Origin of the sequence: Pseudomonas putida, from assembly GCF_028682175.1 — a bacterium.
Taxonomy (GTDB): domain Bacteria; phylum Pseudomonadota; class Gammaproteobacteria; order Pseudomonadales; family Pseudomonadaceae; genus Aquipseudomonas; species Aquipseudomonas putida_AD.
Genome location: NZ_JANHKS010000056.1, coordinates 15,521 through 32,281 on the forward strand (window position 1 = coordinate 15,521; position 16,761 = coordinate 32,281).

Sequence of the window (16,761 nt, forward strand, 5' to 3'; positions counted from 1 at the left end):
CACCTCGATGATAAGCGTCGTGATTAATTGGGCGGAGCCACGGGCCGTCGGGTAAAATGGCCACCAATTTTACAGAATCAGACGATAAGGGTCAGATTATGCCGCTCAATAACGAGCAGAAGAAACAGTACAAGTCCATTGGACATGATTTGAAGCCGGTCCTGATGGTTGCAGGCAACGGCCTGAGCGAAGGCGTGCTGGGCGAACTTGAACGCGCCCTGGTCGATCATGAACTCATCAAGGTCCAGATCAAGCTCGAAGATCGCGACGAGCGTCGTGCCGTGATCGAAGAGCTGTGCAAGCAGGGCCGTGCGGAACTGGTTCAGACCATCGGCAAGATGGCGCTGATCTACCGCAAGAACCCTCAGCCGAACAAGCAACTGTCCAACATTCACCGCTACAAGTAAGGGTGATTCCGGTCAGCGGCGCGACCTGCGCGCCCTGACCGAAACCGGACACGTCCGGCAAGACCTGCCAATACCGACACATCTGCCCGCGAAACAGGCCACCGCCAGGCGACCTGCACGCAGGCATCGATCAGATGTGCTTGACCTCGACGATCTCGTACTCGATCACACCGCTCGGGGTCTTGATCGCCACGACATCACCTTCTTCCTTGCCAATGATCGCCCGGGCGATCGGCGCGCCGACCGAAATCTTGCCCAGTTTGATATTGGCTTCGTCTTCACCCACGATCTGGTAGGTCACCTGCTCGTCAGTCTCGACGTTGGCCAGATCCACGGTGGTACCGAAGATCACCTTGCCGGTGTGGGCGATGGTGGTGACGTCAATCACCACCGAGTTCTGCAGACGGCCTTCGATGTCGCGGACACGCGCCTCGACCATGCCCTGCTCTTCGCGGGCAGCATGGTACTCGGCGTTTTCCTTGAGGTCGCCCAGCTCGCGGGCTTCACCGATTGCCTGACTCAAGCGCGGGCGCTCGACCTTGGACAGATGATGAAGCTCCTCTTCCAGGGCGCGAGCGCCCTGAACGGTCATCGGATATTTGGTAATGCTCATGCGTTGAGTCCTGCATGCAGATCCTGCAGGCGACGAACGGTCTTTTCCGGACCGAATTTCAGCGCCTCGCAGATGGCTTCACCAGCCGCAATGGTGGTCGTGCAGTAGATCTTGTGCTGCAGCGCATTGCGACGAATCGAGTAAGAGTCAGCGATCGACTGACGACCTTCGGTGGTGTTGATGATCAGCGACACTTCGTCGTTCTTGATCATGTCGACCACGTGCGGACGACCCTCGGTCACCTTGTTGACGCGACGGACTTTCAGGCCGGCCGCTTCAATGACGCGGGCGGTGCCGGCGGTGGCAACCACTTCGAAGCCCAGACCGATCAGGTCGCGGGCAACGCCGGCTACCAGAGGCTTGTCGTCGTCACGCACGCTGATGAACGCAGTGCCGCCGGTAGGCAGTACTTCGCTGGCGCCCATCTGTGCCTTGGCGAACGCTTCGCCGAAGGTGTCACCGACACCCATGACTTCACCGGTGGACTTCATCTCCGGGCCCAGGATCGGGTCAACGCCAGGGAACTTGGCGAACGGGAAGACCGCCTCTTTCACGCTGTAGAAGTTAGGGATGATTTCCTTGGTGAAGCCCAGTTCTTTCAGGGTCTTACCGGCCATGACGCGCGCGGCGATCATCGCCAGCGAGGTGCCGATGCACTTGGACACGAAAGGCACGGTACGCGAGGCGCGCGGGTTGACTTCGATCACGTAGATCTTGTCGCCCTGCAGGGCCAGCTGAACGTTCATCAGACCGACCACGCCCAGTTCCAGGGCCATCTTGCGCACCTGGTCACGGACGTCGTCCTGAACGTGGGCCGGCAGCGAGTACGGAGGCAGCGAGCACGCGGAGTCACCGGAGTGAACGCCCGCCTGTTCGATGTGCTGCATGATCGCGCCGATGACTACGTCAGTGCCGTCGCAGACCGCATCCACGTCCATTTCGATGGCGCAGTTGAGGAAGTGGTCCAGCAGCACCGGGCTGTCGTTGGAGACTTGCACCGCTTCACGCAGGTAGCGCTTGAGCTCGTCCAGTTCGTAGACGATCTCCATCGCGCGGCCGCCCAGTACATAGGACGGGCGCACCACCAGCGGGTAACCGATGGAACCGGCAGCGCGAATCGCTTCGTCTTCGCTGCGCACGGTGGCGTTTGGCGGCTGCAGCAGGTTCAGGCGCTGAACCATCTGCTGGAAACGCTCGCGGTCTTCGGCACGGTCGATGGCGTCAGGGCTGGTACCGATGATCGGCACGCCAGCTTCTTCCAGCGCACGGGCCAATTTCAGCGGGGTCTGGCCGCCGTACTGGACGATCACGCCCTTTGGCTTCTCGACGCGGCAGACTTCCAGCACGTCTTCCAGGGTCAGCGGCTCGAAGTACAGACGGTCGGAGGTGTCGTAGTCGGTGGACACGGTTTCCGGGTTGCAGTTGACCATGATGGTCTCGTAACCGTCTTCACGCAGCGCCAGGGCGGCGTGTACGCAGCAGTAGTCGAACTCGATACCCTGGCCGATACGGTTAGGACCGCCGCCCAAGATCATGATCTTGTCGCGAGTCGACGGATTGGCTTCGCACTCTTCCTCGTACGTGGAGTACAGGTAGGCAGTGTCGGTGGCGAATTCGGCGGCGCAGGTATCAACGCGCTTGTAGACCGGCAGCACTTCGAGCTTGTGGCGATGACGGCGCAGGTTCTTGTCGGTGATGCCCAACAGCTTGGCCAGACGCTGGTCGGAGAAGCCCTTGCGCTTGAGGCGCAGCATCAGGTCCTTGTCGATGGCCGACAGGGCCAGGGTCTTGACCTTCTCTTCGTCTTTGATGAGGTCTTCGATCTGCACCAGGAACCAGTGGTCGATGCCGGTCAGGGCGAAGATTTCATCGCAGGTCATGCCGGCGCGCATGGCATCGGCGACGTACCAGATACGCTCGGCACCCGGAACGGTCAGCTCGCGCTTGAGAATGCTGCTGGCGTCGGCGCTGGTCAGGTCCACTTTAGGGTCCAGACCGCAGACGCCCACTTCCAGGCCGCGCAGGGCTTTCTGCAGGGATTCCTGGAAGGTACGGCCGATGGCCATGACTTCACCCACGGATTTCATCTGGGTGGTCAGGCGGGCGTCGGCTTTCGGGAATTTTTCGAAGGCGAAACGCGGCAGCTTGGTCACGACGTAGTCGATCGACGGCTCGAAAGACGCCGGAGTGCGGCCGCCAGTGATGTCGTTCTGCAACTCGTCCAGGGTGTAACCGACAGCCAGCTTGGCCGCGATCTTGGCGATCGGGAAACCGGTAGCCTTGGAGGCCAGTGCCGAGGAACGCGATACGCGCGGGTTCATCTCGATCACGACCATGCGGCCGGTGTCCGGGCAGATGCCGAACTGTACGTTGGACCCGCCGGTTTCAACGCCGATCTCGCGCAGCACCGCCAGGGAGGCGTTGCGCATGATCTGGTATTCCTTGTCGGTCAGGGTCTGCGCAGGCGCGACGGTGATCGAGTCACCGGTGTGCACTCCCATCGGGTCGAAGTTCTCGATGGAGCAGACGATGATGCAGTTGTCCTTTTTGTCGCGGACAACTTCCATTTCGTATTCTTTCCAGCCGATCAGCGACTCGTCGATCAGCAGTTCCTTGGTCGGCGACAGATCCAGACCACGGGCGCAGATTTCTTCGAATTCTTCACGGTTGTAGGCGATACCGCCACCGGTGCCGCCCATGGTGAAGGACGGACGGATGATGCACGGGAAGCCAAGCTTTTCGAGGACCGCATTGGCCTCGTCCATGGTGTGGGCGATACCCGAGCGCGGGCACTCCAGGCCGATGGCCTTCATGGCCTTGTCGAAGCGCGAACGGTCTTCGGCCTTGTCGATGGTGTCAGCGTTGGCACCGATCATTTCTACGCCGAACTTCTCCAGAACGCCTTCGCGCTCCAGGTCCAGGGCGCAGTTCAGGGCGGTCTGGCCACCCATGGTCGGCAGCAGGGCGTCCGGACGCTCTTTCTCGATGATCTTGGCGACGGTCGCCCACTTGATCGGCTCGATGTAGGTAGCGTCGGCCATGGCCGGGTCGGTCATGATGGTCGCCGGGTTGGAGTTGACCAGAATGACGCGGTAACCCTCTTCGCGCAGGGCTTTACAGGCCTGGGCGCCGGAGTAGTCGAATTCACAGGCCTGGCCGATCACGATCGGGCCAGCGCCAAGAATCAGGATGCTTTTAATGTCTGTACGTTTTGGCATGGGTTGTCACTCGAATCCTGTGTCAGTCGGCTGAGCCGTCTTGAACATTCTCTGAGGTGCCGGGCGCAGTCGGACGTGGGTCCGGCGCCGCAGCACCTGCTCGCTACAGTCGCAAGTCAGCCGCTTAGCGGCGCTTGGCCATGGCTGTGATGAAGCGATCGAACAGCGGCGCGACGTCGTTCGGGCCCGGGCTCGCTTCAGGGTGACCCTGGAAGCTGAACGCGTCCTTGTCGGTGCGCTCGATACCCTGCAGGGTACCGTCGAACAGCGACTTGTGGATGGCGCGCACATTGCCCGGCAGAGTGGCTTCGTCCACCGCAAAACCGTGGTTCTGGCTGGTGATCATGACCACGCCGGTATCCAGATCCTGGACCGGGTGGTTGGCGCCGTGGTGGCCGTGGCCCATTTTGACAGTCTTGGCACCGGAGGCCAGGGCCAGCAACTGGTGGCCCAGGCAGATGCCGAACACCGGAATCTGGGTTTCAAGGACTTCCTTGATGGCCTGGATAGCGTAGTCGCACGGCTCGGGGTCGCCAGGGCCGTTGGACAGGAACACGCCGTCCGGGTTGAGCGCCAGTACTTCGCTGGCTGGCGTCTGGGCCGGCACCACGGTCACGCGGCAGCCGCGCTCGACCAGCATGCGCAGGATGTTGGTCTTGACGCCGTAGTCGTAGGCAACCACGTTGTACGGCAGGTCAGCGGCAGCGATTTCAGGATGGCTGTCGGTTTTCAGGCTCCAGACGCTGGAGCGCCACTCGTAGCTTTCCCTGGTGCTGACGACTTTCGCCAGGTCCATGCCCTTCAGGCCCGGGAAGCCGCGGGCTGCTGCGATCGCGGCCTCTTCGGAAATGTTGTCACCGGCCATGATGCAGCCGTTCTGTGCGCCTTTCTCACGCAGGATGCGGGTCAGGCGGCGGGTGTCGATGCCGGCGATGGCGACGACGTTGTTGGCTTTCAGATAGTCAGCCAGGGACATCTTGTTACGCCAGTTGCTCGCTACCAGTGGCAGGTCACGAATCACCAGGCCCGCGGACCAGACGCGATCGGATTCGGCATCTTCCGGCGTGGTGCCGGTGTTGCCGATGTGCGGGTAAGTCAGGGTGACGATTTGCTGGGCATAGGAAGGATCGGTAAGGATTTCCTGATAGCCGGTCATTGCGGTGTTGAACACCACCTCACCAACGGTCTGACCGTCGGCTCCAATGGCTTCGCCGCGAAAAATGCTGCCATCAGCAAGGGCGAGTATGGCTGGCTTAGTCAAGAAGACCTCCCGTAATAAAGCCTGAAAGGGCGATCGCAGGTTGTAAAAAAGCGGAATGACGTATAGACACGTCACCCCGCTTTTTTTCATCGAATTATCTGCGCGCTTTTAGTGGACACACTAAAGCTGTAGCTTACAGAAAAAGGGATTTTTAATCCACCGCTAAAACGCCGTTCAGGCTCAAGAATGCGACAGGACATCGCGTAGCGGTTAAAAACTGCGGGCAGGATACAGGGAAAAGCCCCTCTCCGCCCGCATTCTTGCGTTTATTGCCGGTAGTGCGCAGGGAAAAATCAGCGCAGGTCGAGGACGTCCTGCATGTCATACAGCCCCGACGCCTTGCCATCGAGCCACAGCGCGGCGCGCACTGCACCCTTGGCAAACGTCATGCGGCTAGACGCCTTGTGGGTTATTTCCAGGCGCTCGCCTTCGGCTGCGAACAGCACCGTGTGATCGCCCACCACATCACCACCGCGAACGGTCGCGAAGCCAATGGTCTCGCGCTCGCGCACGCCGGTGTTGCCTTCGCGCCCGTAGACCGCGACCTTGTTCAGGTCACGCCCCAGGGCCTTGGCGACCACCTCACCCATGCTCACGGCCGTACCCGAAGGGGCATCGACCTTGTTGCGGTGATGGGCTTCGATGATCTCGATGTCCGCATCCTCGCCCATCACCCGCGCCGCCAGATCCAGCAGCTTGAACGACAGGTTCACGCCGACGCTGAAGTTGGAGGCGAAGACGATCGGAATGTCCTTGCTCGCCTCTTCCAGCAGATGCTTCTGCTCGGGGTTCAGGCCCGTGGTGCCGATGACCATGGCCTTGCCTGCCTTGCGGCAGAACGCCAGGTTTTTCAGCATCACGTCCGGCAGGGTGAAGTCGATCAGCACGTCGAACTCGTCGATCACCTGTTCCAGGTTGCCGGTCAACTGCACACCGATACGCCCCAGGGAAGCCAGTTCGCCGGCATCGGCACCAATCATGGTGCTGCCGGGACGAACGATCGCCGCCGTCAGCCCCGTCAGTGGCGCACGTTCCTGAACGGCCTCCACCAGGTTCTTGCCCATCCGCCCGGCGGCGCCCATCACAGCAATACGTCGCATGCCCTGCTCCTTAGAGGTCGCCGAAGAAACGCTTCACGCCTTCGAACCAGCCACTGGCCTTGGGCGAATGCGAGCTGTCACCTTCCAGGGACGAACGCAGCTCTTCGAGCAGTTCGCGCTGACGACGGCTCAGGTTGACCGGCGTTTCGACCGCCACACGGCACATCAGGTCGCCCGCACCGCCGCCACGCACAGGGGCAACGCCCTTGCCACGCAGACGGAACTGCTTGCCGGTCTGGGTACCCTCAGGGATTTTCAGTTTGACGCGGCCGTCCAGGGTCGGCACTTCCAGCTCGCCACCCAACGCTGCATCGGTGAAGCTGATCGGCACTTCGCAGTACAGGTGCTTGCCGTCGCGCTGGAAAATATCGTGCTCGCGCACGTTGATCACGACGTACAGGTCGCCCGTCGGGCCACCCTGAACACCCGCCTCGCCTTCGCCCGACAGGCGAATGCGGTCGCCGGTATCGACACCCGGCGGCACCTTGACCGACAGCGTCTTGTACTCTTCGACACGGCCTTCGCCATGGCAGGAATCGCAAGGGTCGGAGATGATCTTGCCGTTGCCGTGGCAACGTGGACAGGTCTGCTGGACAGAGAAGAAACCCTGCTGCATGCGCACCTGGCCAATACCGCCACAGGTCGGGCAGGTAACGGGCGAGGAGCCTTTCTTGGCGCCGCTGCCATCGCACGGTTTGCAGTTGACCAGCGTCGGCACGCGGATGCTGACGGTCGTGCCGCGCACGGCTTCTTCCAGGTTCAGCTCCAGGGTGTAACGCAGGTCGCTGCCGCGCTGGGCGCCGCCACGACCGCCGCCGGCACGGCCGCCGCCGAAGAAGTCACTGAAGACATCGCCGAAGATATCGGAGAAGTTGGCACCACCGCCGAAACCTCCACCGCCGCCCATGCCCTGATCCATGGCGGCATGGCCATACTGATCGTAGGCCGCACGCTTGCTGGCGTCGGACAGCACTTCATAGGCTTCGTTGGCTTCCTTGAACGCATCTTCCGAGGCTTTGTCGCCCGGGTTGCGGTCAGGGTGGTATTTCATCGCGAGACGACGGTACGCCTTTTTCAGGTCCGCCTCGCTGGAGCCGCGTTCGACCCCCAACACTTCGTAATAGTCACGCTTTGACATAAGTTTTCTGCACTCTTGAGGACGTCCGACATAACCCTCCTGAGTTTGCCGAACTCGTTGAGCCCCTTTCAGGCCCGGACCCAACTCACGTCAATTCAACGATCCTGGTCTTGGTTCAACGGCCTTCAACGACCGAGAAAAGCGGCAGAACAAGCCGGGTTGCAGGAGCTTCCGGCTTTGCCACGGGCCTTGCGAACGGGTTCGCAAAACCTTGAAAAAATTCGCGTATTCCAGACACGCCAACGCGGGAGCAAGCTCCCGCGCGGCGACATCCTACCAGCGACCACCAAAAAGTGTTCAACCGGCGATCAAGTGAGCTCGCGCTTACTTGTGATCTTTCACTTCTTCGAACTCGGCATCGACTACGTCGTCAGCCTTGTGCTCTTCCTGGGCGGCCTGAGCACCGGCTTCAGGCTTTTCGGCCTGCTCGGCGTACATCTTCTGAGCAACCGGAGCGGAGACTTTCGACAGCTCTTCGACTTTCGCGTCGATGGCAGCCTTGTCGTCGCCTTTGACAGCGGCTTCCAGGGCAACCACGGCAGCTTCGATCGCGGTCTTCTCTTCGGCGGTGACCTTGTCACCTGCGTCAGCGACCATCTTGCGAGTCGAGTGAACCAGTGCGTCGCCCTGGTTACGGGCAGCGGCCAGTTCTTCGAACTTGCGGTCTTCGTCCGAGTTCGCTTCAGCATCGCGAATCATCTGCTGGATTTCTTCGTCCGACAGACCGGAGTTGGCCTTGATCACGATCGACTGAGTCTTGCCGGTGGCCTTGTCTTTCGCGCCGACGTGCAGGATGCCGTTGGCGTCGATGTCGAAGGTCACTTCGATCTGAGGCACGCCACGTGGTGCTGGTGGAATCTCGGCCAGGTCGAACTTGCCCAGGGACTTGTTCGAGGAAGCCTGCTTGCGCTCACCTTGCAGCACGTGAATGGTCACGGCGCTCTGGTTGTCGTCGGCAGTCGAGAACACTTGCGATTTCTTGGTAGGAATCGTGGTGTTCTTCTCGATCAGCGCGGTCATCACGCCACCCATGGTTTCGATACCCAGGGTCAGCGGGCTGACGTCCAGCAGCAGAACGTCCTTGACGTCACCGGCCAGTACCGCACCTTGAATCGCAGCACCCATGGCAACGGCTTCGTCAGGGTTGACGTCCTTGCGAGCTTCCTTACCGAAGAACTCGGTCACTTTCTGCTGAACCAGCGGCATACGGGTCTGACCGCCGACCAGGATCACGTCGTTGATCGAACCGACGTCGATGCCCGAGTCTTTCAGCGCGATGCGGCAAGGCTCGATGGTGCGCTGAACCAGGTCTTCAACCAGCGATTCCAGCTTGGCGCGGGAGATCTTCACGTTCAGGTGCTTCGGACCGGTTGCGTCTGCGGTGATGTACGGCAGGTTGACGTCGGTCTGCAGGCTGGAAGACAGCTCGATCTTGGCTTTCTCAGCGGCTTCTTTCAGGCGCTGCATGGCCAGCGGGTCACCTTTGAGGTTCATGCCGCTTTCTTTCTTGAATTCGTCAACGAGGTAGTCGATCAGACGAATGTCGAAGTCCTCGCCACCCAGGAAGGTGTCGCCGTTGGTGGCCAGTACTTCGAACTGGTGCTCACCGTCGACTTCAGCGATTTCGATGACCGAAACGTCGAAAGTACCGCCACCCAGGTCATAAACGATGACAGTGTGGTCGCCCTTCGCCTTGTCCATACCGTAGGCCAGAGCGGCTGCGGTTGGTTCGTTGATGATGCGTTTCACGTCCAGGCCAGCGATACGGCCGGCGTCTTTGGTCGCCTGGCGCTGGCTGTCGTTGAAGTAGGCCGGAACGGTGATGACCGCTTCGGTGACGGACTCACCGAGGTAGTCTTCGGCGGTCTTCTTCATCTTCTTCAGGATTTCAGCGGAAATCTGAGGAGGCGACATCTTCTTGTCGTTGACCGAAACCCAGGCGTCGCCGTTGTCGGCCTTGGCGATGGTGTAAGGCACCATCTTGATGTCTTTCTGCACGACTTCTTCGTCGAACTTGCGACCGATCAGACGCTTTACCGCGTACAGGGTGTTGTGCGGGTTGGTGACCGCCTGGCGCTTGGCCGACTGGCCTACCAGGGTTTCGCCGTCGTTGGCGTAAGCGATGATCGAAGGCGTGGTACGTGCGCCTTCAGCGTTTTCGATGACCTTCGCAACACCGTTTTCCAGAACCGAGACGCAGGAGTTGGTGGTCCCCAGGTCGATACCGATAATCTTGCCCATGTTTGACTCTCCCGAAACTTTGAATTTGGTTGCCGCAACTGCGTTTACAAATTGCGGTAATTCTTTAAACCATGGCCCTTAGATGGGGCCCGTTCAGCTGATTTCAAGCCTGCTCGTCAATTGACGGTGCAACAGGCGACGGTGCCTTGCTGACCACGACCATGGCCGGGCGCAGCAGACGACCGTTGAGCTGATAACCCTTCTGGAACACCTTGAGCACACTGTTGGGCTCGACCTCGGCGCTTTCCTGCATGGCCATCGCCTGGTGGTGCTCGGCGTTGAACGGCTGGCCGTGCGGGTCGATGGCTTCCAACTGGTAGCGCTTGAGGGTGTCGCCGAACATTTTCAGGGTCAGCTCGATGCCTTCACGCATCGGGCGGATGCTCTCGTCGTCCGGGTTGGACAGGTCCAGGCCACGCTCCAGGCTGTCGACGATCGGCAGCAGGTCGCTCGCGAACTTCTCCAGTGCGAATTTGTGGGCCTTCTCGACGTCCTGCTCGGCGCGGCGGCGGACGTTCTGCAGATCCGCAGCGACACGCAGGGACTGGTCCTTCGCTGCGGCCAGTTGCTCTTCGAGCACTTGTACGCGGGTTGCCAAATCTTCTCCGGACGCCGCGTCTGCAGCCTGATCCTGAGCCTGCGTATCCGGGTTCTGTTCGTCAGCCATTGTTCTCTCCTCCAAATTACGTCCGTGAGCTCAACTCACGCTTCTGCCCGGCTATATGGGGCCTTAATTTTCGGCTTCAAGGGCATTCGATGCAGGATCAGGCGAAAGACCCTACAAATTTTCCGACATGGCGTTTATCCAGTCGCTGCCGGCGATTGATGATTGGTGGTGCTAAAAACATCCCTCCAACCTGCCAAATCGAGCTAAGCGCGGGCATTGTCAGCCCGAAGCAAAACACTGTATAAATAACCAGACAATTTCTTGGGAGCCGCCCCTATGCTGGTGCACCTGTCCATCCACAACTACGCCATCGTTGAACACCTCGATCTGGAACTGGATCGCGGCATGAGCGTGATCACCGGGGAAACCGGGGCCGGCAAGTCGATCATGCTCGACGCGCTGGGCCTGACCCTGGGCGATCGCGCCGACAGCGGCGTGGTCAGGCCGGGCGCCGACAAGGCCGACATCCTCGCCACCTTCGACGTCTCCGACATCCCGGAAGCGCAGGCGTGGCTCTCCGAGCGCGATCTGGAAACCGACGGGCCGTGCATCCTGCGCCGGGTCATCACCGCCGAAGGCCGCTCCCGCGCCTATATAAATGGCACGCCGTGCCCGCAGGGTGACCTGAAAGCGCTGGGCGAGCTGTTGATCGACATCCACAGCCAGCACGAGCACCAGTCGCTGCTCAAGACCGACACCCATCGCCGCCTGCTGGACGAATACGCCGGGGCCACCGACCTCGCCCGCCAGGTACACCTTGCGGCCCAGCGCTGGCGCCAGACCCGCCAGGAACTGGAACGCCTGGCCAACTCCGGTGACGAACAGCGCGCCAAGCATCAGTTGCTCAGTTACCAGCTCGAAGAACTTGAAGGCCTGAGCCTGGGCGAAAACGAGCTGGAGCATCTGGAGCAGGAACACACCACCCTGACCAACGCCGAAAGCCTGCTGGGCATTTGCCGACAGGTGGTCGAACTGTGCAGCGAAAGCGATTCAGGCAACGCACTGAACGCGCTGACCGCCAGCCTCAACCGCCTGACCAGTGTGAACAACTCGCCGGATGCCCTGAACGAGGCGACCAACCTGCTCTCCAGTGCGCAGATTCAGGTCGAGGAAGCGGTCGGTGAAATCAACCGGTTTCTTGATCGTTTCGAGGCCGATCCGGCGCGCCTGCAACAAATCGAAGAACGCCTGGACACCATCTACACCCTGGCGCGCAAGCACCGCGTTCAACCGACTGAAGTTCCGGCGCTGCATCAGAAACTGCTGGATGAAATCGAAACCCTCAACGCTAACGACGAGGCCATCGAACGCCTGGAGCACGAACTGGGCTCCTACGCGCGTCATTACCAGGAAAAGGCCCGGGAACTGAGCGACCTGCGCCACCGCGCAGCGCCTGAACTGGCCCATGCAGTTGAAACCGAGATTCAGCGCCTGGGCATGCCCGGCGGACGGTTCAACATCGAGCTGCGGCAGAACGCCGACAAGGAACTGTCACCCCACGGGCTTGAGCTGGTCGAGTTGCTGGTCAGCGCCAACCCCGGGCAGCCGATCAAGGCACTGGCGAAAGTCGCGTCAGGGGGCGAACTGTCACGGATCAGCCTGGCGATACAGGTCATCACGGCGCAGACCTCGCGCATTCCGACCCTGGTGTTCGACGAAGTGGACGTCGGCATCGGCGGCCCGACCGCAGAAATCGTCGGGCAACTGCTGCGCAGGCTGGGCGAACGCGGCCAGGTCATGACCGTGACCCACCTGCCCCAGGTCGCCGCCCAAGGGCATCAGCACCTGTTCGTGCACAAGGTCCGTGAAGCCGAGGCCACCCGCACTGCCGTATCGAAGCTGAGCAAGGCCGAGCGAGTCGAAGAAGTGGCGCGGATGCTCGGCGGCATCGACCTGACCAAGGAATCCCTGGCCCACGCGAAGAAGATGGTGGTGGCAGCAAAATCCTAAACGTAGCAGCACGGCTTGCCGGCGGGAGCAGTGTGTCAGGCGACTTATTCGTCACAGGCCCACCGCTCCCGCCGGCAAGCCGTGCTGCTACAGGATCAGCGCAGATGCGACCAAGGGGCAAACTCCCGAAAACGACAAAGGCGACCCTGAGGTCGCCTTTGCTTTGTTTCAAAAAAAGACTTACGCCTTTTTCTTGCGTACGTAGAGCACAAGATTGTGATCCACCAGCTCGAAGCCGTGTTCGGCGACGATCTGCTTCTGAAGCTCTTCGATGCCCTTGTGGAAGAACTCGATCACTTCACCGGAATCCACGTTGACCATATGGTCGTGGTGGCCTCCGTCGGCCAGTTCGAATACGGCGTGACCGCCGTCGAAGTTGTGGCGAACCACCAACCCGGCTGCTTCGAACTGAGTCAAAACACGGTAAACCGTCGCCAGACCGACGTCCTCGTTGGCCTCCATAAGCGCCTTGTAGACGTCTTCCGCGCTCATGTGGCGCTGCTCTGCAGAATCGAGCATTTGAAGGATCTTGACCCGTGGCAGGGTCACTTTAAGTCCAGCTTTGCGTAGTTCGCTATTTTCAACCATGGTCAGCTTTCTCGCAGACGCTGCTTCGCAGCTTCTCTTAATGCAGGTATGATCGGGGTTTACGTTGTCCCAGCCAAGATAGTGGAAGTCGCCCACCGATGCAAAACACCAAGCTCTTGCTAACCAGTTTCACCTTCGTGGGACTGCTCGCACTCGCCGGTTGTTCATTCCCCGGGGTTTATAAAATCGACATCCAACAGGGCAATGTCGTCACGCAGGACATGATAGACCAGTTAAGGCCCGGAATGACCCGTCGGCAAGTAAGGTTTATCATGGGTAACCCCCTGCTGACCGACACGTTCCACCCTGAGCGCTGGGACTACCTGTACAGTCTTCAGCCAGGTGGCGGTGAACGCCAGCAGGAGCGCATCAGCCTGACCTTCAACGGCAATGACCAGTTGGCCAGCCTTTCCGGTGACTTCAAGCCAGGCGTGAGCCGCGACGAAGCCATCCTCGGCAAAGGCAGCGATACCACTGTCACCCCCGAAAACACTGGGGAACAGCCGAAGAAAGAAGAGCCGCCAAAGCCAGGCTCGCTGCTCGAGCAGATCCAGAACGACGTCGACAAGGTCGAAACCGTTCCGGTCCCGAACCAGGAACCGCTGGACACCAATCCACGCTGATTCCGCGCTGTACCGCCCCGTTCCCCTCTGGGAAGGCGGCACAAAAAAACCCGGCCAGCCCGGGTTTTTTTATGTCCATCGATTGCAGCGATGGAAAACTTAAATCGATTTCTGCCCTTTTCGCGCCTTCGCAGCCTTCTCTGCGCGCAAACGCCGCACCTCTTTGGGATCAGCCAGCAGCGGTCGGTAGATCTCGACGCGATCCCCCTCCTCCAACTTTCGCACCTTGGGATCGGCGATCACCTTGCCGAAAATGCCCAATGCACAGGCCGTCAGGTCGAGATCCGGAAACAACGCGCCGATCCCCGAAGCCTGCACGGCACTGAGCACCGTGGCGCCGACCGGCACTTGCAGCTTGAGCAGTTCCTGGCGATCGACAGCGGCGTATACCACTTCGACGCTGATCAGCGCCTCAGCCATACAGTTCTTTGGCGCGCTGGCAGAACGCATCCACCAGCGTATTGGCAGCCTGGTTGAACAGCGGCCCCAGGGTTGCACGCACGATGGCGCCGGAATAGTCGAACGACAGGTCGAGGCTGATCTTGCAGGCTTTCTCGCCCAGCGCCTTGAAGGTCCAGATGCCGTGCAACTGGCTGAACGGGCCTTCTTCGAGGTTCATCTCGATGATCTGGCCCGGGGTCAGCGTATTGCGCGTGACGAAGTGCTGGCTCAGCCCACCCTTGGCGACATCGACCCGGGCCCGCATCGCGGTATCGCTCTGCTCGAGCACCGCGGTGCCTGAGCACCATGGCAGGAATTCCGCGTAACGGGATACGTCGTTGACCAGGTCGTAGAGCGCCTGGGCGGGATAAGGCAACAGGGCAGAGCGTTGAATATGGGTAGTCATTTCAGCGTCATTTCCAAAGCTGAGCGGCAAACACAATCAGAATGCCGATCGGCGCCACATAGCGCATCAAAAAGAACGTCAGAGCGAACAGGACCGGACTGCGTACCGACAACTCGTCGCGCACCGCCTCACGGCCCATCACCCAACCTGCAAATACCACGAAACACAATCCGCCCAGAGGCAGCATGATCCGCGACGTGAAGAAGTCAATCACGCCAAAGAAATCCAGGCCCGCAGTCGCACCCCATTGGTAGAGGTGAAACGCGCCGCCTTCGTTCACGAAGAACTTGGCTTCTTTCCAGATATTGAACGAGAACACCGTGCCCAAGCCAACGAACCAGCAGATGAACGACAGCCAGAACGTCACCCAGCCGCGACGGACGCGAGTTCGCTCGACCAGGTACGCCACCATCGGCTCCAGCAGCGAGATCGCCGAACTCCACGCGGCCACGGCCACCAGGATGAAGAACACCACGCCCATCACCGTGCCGAAGGCCACGTTACCGAAAGCGTAAGGGAGTGTGACAAACATCAGCCCCGGGCCTTCGCTGGGGTTCAGCCCCGCGGCGAAGACAATCGGGAACAGCGCAAGACCTGCCAGCAGCGACACGAAGGTGTCCAGCAGCGCTACGCCCACGACGGTGGCGCTGATGGAGGCTTCCTTGGTCATGTAGGCGCCGTAGATCATGATCGAGCCGACACCCACGCTGAGCGAGAAGAAGGCATGCCCCATCGCCGGGAGCAGCCCGTCGAGCAGCTTCTCAGGGGTGAAGTCGAACATGAAATGCACGCCTTCCATGAAATGCCCGGTGGTCAGGCTGTAGCCCAGCAGGATCACCATCAGGACGAACAGCAGCGGCATCAGGATGCGCAGGCTGCGTTCCAGACCCGCGTTGACACCTTTTGCAATAGTAATGGCCGACAGCAGCATGAAGAACGTATGCCAGGCCACCAGGCGCCACGGATCGGCGATCATTTCACCAAAAAATGCGCCCACGCCATCAGGGGTCACCGACTGGAAGTCGCCCTTGCCCACATCGATGATGTACTCCAGGGACCAGCCACCGACCACGCTATAGAAAGACAGGATCAGTAGCGCGGTAATCATGCCGGCGAACGCACCCCAGGACCACTTGCCCGAATGCCCCGCCTCGCGAGCCAGCACTTTCAGGGCATTGGCCGGGCTTTGCCGGGCGCGGCGGCCGATCAGGGTCTCGGCGATCATCACCGGAATGCCGATCAGTGCGATGCACGCCAGGAACACCAGCACGAATGCACCGCCGCCATAGACGCCGACCATGTACGGGAATTTCCAGATGCTGCCCAACCCCACGGCCGAACCAGTGGCGGCCAGGATGAACACCCAGCGGCTTGCCCAGCTTCCGTGAACTGAAACCTTGTCCGTCGACATCGTTGACACGTCCAACACGCAAAAAAAGATCGCGCATTGTCCGGGATTCACTCAGTGCGCTCAAGCACGCAGGTCACTGTTGCGAGCCCATAGCCGAGAGCACCGTTGATCCCTATAATGCGTCGCCTATGGCCAAGCTCAAGAAACATCCCACAGGGACCATCGCGCAAAATAAAAAGGCGCGTCACGATTACTTCATCGAACACAAGTTCGAGGCCGGTCTGGTCCTGTCCGGTTGGGAAGTAAAAAGCCTGCGTGCCAACAAGGTGCAGCTGGTGGACAGTTACGTGCTGCTCAAGGACGGTGAGGCATGGCTGATGGGCAGTCATATCACGCCGCTGACGACAGCCAGTACCCACGTCATCGCTGACCCGACACGCACCCGTAAACTGCTGCTCAACAAGCGCGAGCTCGAAAGGCTCAACGCTGCCGTGGCACAAAAAGGCTACACGGCCGTCGCCCTCGCCCTCTACTGGAAGGCGCACCTGATCAAGTGCGAAATCGCACTCGGCAAGGGTAAGAAAGAGTACGACAAGCGCGACACCGAACGCGCCCGCGACTCCGACCGCGAACTGCAACGTGCGGTGCGCAACAAGGGCAAGGAAGACTGAGCCGGTTCACTGGCACGGTCAACTGATCGCGGCGCGCCGAATTCTCGTAGCAGCACGGCTTGCCGGCGGGGGCGTCAATGAGATCG

General features: G+C 60.4%; 15 protein-coding genes. 4 read left to right on the forward strand and 11 right to left on the reverse strand.

The window, feature by feature from the left end; translation table 11 throughout:
• The first annotated feature begins 98 nt into the window (after positions 1 to 98).
• The gene (gene yhbY, locus NPS29_RS25160) at positions 99 to 407 is read left to right on the forward strand and encodes a ribosome assembly RNA-binding protein YhbY (protein ID WP_274135926.1); all 309 of its coding nucleotides are present in this window, start codon (positions 99 to 101) and stop codon (positions 405 to 407) included.
• A gap of 130 nt (positions 408 to 537) precedes the next feature.
• On the opposite strand, the gene greA is transcribed toward yhbY, so the two are convergent.
• The 7 genes from greA to grpE form a co-directional block, all read right to left on the reverse strand.
• The gene (greA, locus tag NPS29_RS25165; protein ID WP_274135942.1) at positions 538 to 1,014 is read right to left on the reverse strand and encodes a transcription elongation factor GreA; all 477 of its coding nucleotides are present in this window, start codon (positions 1,012 to 1,014) and stop codon (positions 538 to 540) included.
• Positions 1,015 to 1,016: 2 nt separating this feature from the next.
• Entirely contained in the window at positions 1,017 to 4,238 is a 3,222-nt protein-coding gene (carB, locus tag NPS29_RS25170; protein WP_274135927.1) for a carbamoyl-phosphate synthase large subunit, read from the reverse strand.
• A 124-nt stretch (positions 4,239 to 4,362) separates the two neighbouring features.
• Positions 4,363 to 5,499 (reverse strand): glutamine-hydrolyzing carbamoyl-phosphate synthase small subunit, encoded by a 1,137-nt coding sequence (gene carA / locus NPS29_RS25175; protein ID WP_274135928.1) that lies wholly within the window; start codon positions 5,497 to 5,499, stop codon positions 4,363 to 4,365.
• 293 nt (positions 5,500 to 5,792) lie between these two features.
• Entirely contained in the window at positions 5,793 to 6,599 is an 807-nt protein-coding gene (gene dapB / locus NPS29_RS25180) for a 4-hydroxy-tetrahydrodipicolinate reductase (protein WP_274135929.1), read from the reverse strand.
• A 10-nt stretch (positions 6,600 to 6,609) separates the two neighbouring features.
• Positions 6,610 to 7,737 carry a molecular chaperone DnaJ gene (dnaJ, locus tag NPS29_RS25185; RefSeq protein WP_274135930.1) on the reverse strand — a complete coding sequence of 376 codons (1,128 nt, stop codon included), beginning with the start codon at positions 7,735 to 7,737 and terminating at the stop codon, positions 6,610 to 6,612.
• A 324-nt stretch (positions 7,738 to 8,061) separates the two neighbouring features.
• Positions 8,062 to 9,978 (reverse strand): molecular chaperone DnaK, encoded by a 1,917-nt coding sequence (gene dnaK, locus NPS29_RS25190; RefSeq protein WP_274135931.1) that lies wholly within the window; start codon positions 9,976 to 9,978, stop codon positions 8,062 to 8,064.
• Positions 9,979 to 10,081: 103 nt separating this feature from the next.
• Positions 10,082 to 10,645, reverse strand: a complete 564-nt coding sequence (gene grpE / locus NPS29_RS25195) for a nucleotide exchange factor GrpE (RefSeq protein ID WP_274135932.1) — start codon at positions 10,643 to 10,645, stop codon at positions 10,082 to 10,084.
• Positions 10,646 to 10,921: 276 nt separating this feature from the next.
• Here grpE and recN point away from each other — a divergent pair, with 276 nt between their 5' ends.
• The gene (gene recN, locus NPS29_RS25200; protein ID WP_274135933.1) at positions 10,922 to 12,595 is read left to right on the forward strand and encodes a DNA repair protein RecN; all 1,674 of its coding nucleotides are present in this window, start codon (positions 10,922 to 10,924) and stop codon (positions 12,593 to 12,595) included.
• 180 nt (positions 12,596 to 12,775) lie between these two features.
• Here recN and fur read toward each other — a convergent pair whose 3' ends face one another.
• Positions 12,776 to 13,183 carry a ferric iron uptake transcriptional regulator gene (fur, locus tag NPS29_RS25205; protein ID WP_108237931.1) on the reverse strand — a complete coding sequence of 136 codons (408 nt, stop codon included), beginning with the start codon at positions 13,181 to 13,183 and terminating at the stop codon, positions 12,776 to 12,778.
• Between the two features lie 98 nt (positions 13,184 to 13,281).
• Between fur and NPS29_RS25210 the strand changes: the two genes are divergently transcribed.
• A complete protein-coding gene (locus NPS29_RS25210; RefSeq protein ID WP_274135934.1) occupies positions 13,282 to 13,806 on the forward strand; it encodes an outer membrane protein assembly factor BamE in 525 nt (174 codons plus the stop codon).
• 99 nt (positions 13,807 to 13,905) lie between these two features.
• Here NPS29_RS25210 and NPS29_RS25215 read toward each other — a convergent pair whose 3' ends face one another.
• From NPS29_RS25215 to NPS29_RS25225, 3 genes are read right to left on the reverse strand one after another with little or no spacing between them, the layout of a single operon-like run.
• Positions 13,906 to 14,226, reverse strand: a complete 321-nt coding sequence (locus NPS29_RS25215; RefSeq protein WP_274135936.1) for an RnfH family protein — start codon at positions 14,224 to 14,226, stop codon at positions 13,906 to 13,908.
• Positions 14,219 to 14,653, reverse strand: coding sequence for a type II toxin-antitoxin system RatA family toxin (locus NPS29_RS25220; protein ID WP_274135937.1), 435 nt, complete (start codon positions 14,651 to 14,653; stop codon positions 14,219 to 14,221). Before NPS29_RS25220 ends, NPS29_RS25215 begins: the two co-directional genes overlap by 8 nt.
• 7 nt (positions 14,654 to 14,660) lie before the next feature.
• Positions 14,661 to 16,064 (reverse strand): sodium-dependent transporter, encoded by a 1,404-nt coding sequence (locus NPS29_RS25225; RefSeq protein ID WP_274135938.1) that lies wholly within the window; start codon positions 16,062 to 16,064, stop codon positions 14,661 to 14,663.
• Positions 16,065 to 16,192: 128 nt separating this feature from the next.
• Here NPS29_RS25225 and smpB point away from each other — a divergent pair, with 128 nt between their 5' ends.
• Entirely contained in the window at positions 16,193 to 16,675 is a 483-nt protein-coding gene (gene smpB / locus NPS29_RS25230; RefSeq protein WP_274135939.1) for an SsrA-binding protein SmpB, read from the forward strand.
• The last annotated feature ends 86 nt before the right edge of the window (positions 16,676 to 16,761 follow it).

Coding starts and splice junctions, on each gene's coding strand:
- fur (WP_108237931.1), bottom strand. CDS start 13,183: ATGGTTGAAAATAGCGAACTACGCAAAGCTGGACTTAAAGTGACCCTG.
- NPS29_RS25220 (WP_274135937.1), bottom strand. CDS start 14,653: ATGACTACCCATATTCAACGCTCTGCCCTGTTGCCTTATCCCGCCCAG.
- yhbY (WP_274135926.1), top strand. CDS start 99: ATGCCGCTCAATAACGAGCAGAAGAAACAGTACAAGTCCATTGGACAT.
- grpE (WP_274135932.1), bottom strand. CDS start 10,645: ATGGCTGACGAACAGAACCCGGATACGCAGGCTCAGGATCAGGCTGCA.
- dnaJ (WP_274135930.1), bottom strand. CDS start 7,737: ATGTCAAAGCGTGACTATTACGAAGTGTTGGGGGTCGAACGCGGCTCC.
- dnaK (WP_274135931.1), bottom strand. CDS start 9,978: ATGGGCAAGATTATCGGTATCGACCTGGGGACCACCAACTCCTGCGTC.
- NPS29_RS25210 (WP_274135934.1), top strand. CDS start 13,282: ATGCAAAACACCAAGCTCTTGCTAACCAGTTTCACCTTCGTGGGACTG.
- dapB (WP_274135929.1), bottom strand. CDS start 6,599: ATGCGACGTATTGCTGTGATGGGCGCCGCCGGGCGGATGGGCAAGAAC.
- smpB (WP_274135939.1), top strand. CDS start 16,193: ATGGCCAAGCTCAAGAAACATCCCACAGGGACCATCGCGCAAAATAAA.
- NPS29_RS25225 (WP_274135938.1), bottom strand. CDS start 16,064: ATGTCGACGGACAAGGTTTCAGTTCACGGAAGCTGGGCAAGCCGCTGG.
- recN (WP_274135933.1), top strand. CDS start 10,922: ATGCTGGTGCACCTGTCCATCCACAACTACGCCATCGTTGAACACCTC.
- carB (WP_274135927.1), bottom strand. CDS start 4,238: ATGCCAAAACGTACAGACATTAAAAGCATCCTGATTCTTGGCGCTGGC.
- NPS29_RS25215 (WP_274135936.1), bottom strand. CDS start 14,226: ATGGCTGAGGCGCTGATCAGCGTCGAAGTGGTATACGCCGCTGTCGAT.